The 952-nt window shown below is 29.5% G+C and carries 1 pseudogene; it reads left to right on the plus strand.

Features of this window, described 5'->3' with window-relative positions:
* Nucleotides 1-952 (plus strand): annotated as a pseudogene (locus tag L8X33_RS08625) (hypothetical protein); the annotation flags it as partial.

Consider the following 952-nt stretch of genomic DNA (forward strand, 5'->3'; position numbering starts at 1 on the left):
TAATAATACTTTAAATTTCTTAAAAGATGCCTATGTGGATATGGGTGTTGAAAACACCTATACCTTACCTTTAAATGGTGCTCCTTATATTTTAGGTGCTTTTGGGGTTGATGCTAATACTAATAACAATACTGTTATTTTAAATAGCGGCTCTAAGATAGACTTTCATACTACTCCTTATAAACAAAGCACTTTAGGGGATAATATTTTTGATGAGAGAATGACTCATGTGGTAGGAGCTTATACTTATAATGGCAATGCTAAAAATAATAAGGTTATTATAGATGGAGCTTCTTTATTAGTCCATGGTCCAAGTGGAGCATATTCAACATCAGCTGCTACTCACTTAGGAGGAGCTTTTGTAGATGTAAATAACAATCAAAGCTATGAAGTAAGCAATAATAGTGTAATTATTAATGATTTAAAACTAGATTTAAGAGTGGATACTAAAAATACTCCATTAGCATACAATGCTATTTTAGTAGGAGCAGTTTATGGGGGTAGGATTATAGAAGGTAATGCATATAGAAATGTTATTATTATTAAGGATTTACAAACCTTATTAGCATTAAATACCAATATAGAAGTAAAAGCACTCTTAGACTTTTATGCAGGTATAACTAATAATGGTATGGCTAATGATAATGTTATTTATATGAATTTGAAAAAGCCATTTGAAATCAATTTTAATTTTACCGGTAAAGATGAAATCAATCTTTATGGCGGGGTAGCTACTAAAGGAGCTAGTAGAAATAGTATAAATATAGAAGGAAGTATTACTCAAGGAGTAACAGATAAAAAAAGATATGATAAGATTAATATTATTGCTGCGCAAACTCTAAGCTCTAAAGCAAATAATAATAGTATTAATATCAGTAATTCTAATTCTGATATTCCTATGTTTTTATATGCAGTTATGTCTGAAGATGGTAAATATTATGCTAGTAGTGCT

The sequence above is a fragment of the Campylobacter sp. CNRCH_2014_2849 genome, from assembly GCF_025772845.1.
Lineage (GTDB): Bacteria > Campylobacterota > Campylobacteria > Campylobacterales > Campylobacteraceae > Campylobacter_D > Campylobacter_D lari_D.